Below are 293 nucleotides of genomic sequence, written 5' to 3'. Positions count from 1 at the left end.
TCACTATAATAACTCTCTGGCTCGAACAAGAGTCGCATAAATATATCTTGATAAGTCACAACATTAGATTTGTTGTCGAACAAGTATTCGAGCTCTTGATATACCGTGGCTCGATAATCTCTCCATAAAGGGCTGTTTAAAATAACTTGCTGAGAAAATCTTTGAGCTAATTGACGCTGATTTCCTGATAGATTCCCTAGCCATTCTTCCATCCACTCTTCAGTGTTATCCAGAATAATTTCACGCACTTCGTCTTCTGTCTTATCGGCATATTTTGCGTTTCGCTCTTGATA

1 protein-coding gene is annotated in these 293 nt (G+C 38.2%); it reads right to left on the bottom strand.

Features of this window, described 5'->3' with window-relative positions:
• Nucleotides 1-293, bottom strand: a 293-nt coding sequence (locus tag IQR33_RS18705; RefSeq protein ID WP_228013986.1) for a DUF6279 family lipoprotein, incomplete at both ends; no start/stop codon positions are given.

This window comes from Vibrio sp. OPT46, from assembly GCF_015163535.1.
Taxonomy (GTDB): Bacteria; Pseudomonadota; Gammaproteobacteria; order Enterobacterales; family Vibrionaceae; genus Vibrio; species Vibrio alginolyticus.
The sequence above is the reverse complement of the archived record's forward strand: the minus strand, read 5'-3'. Positions and strand labels throughout refer to the sequence as shown.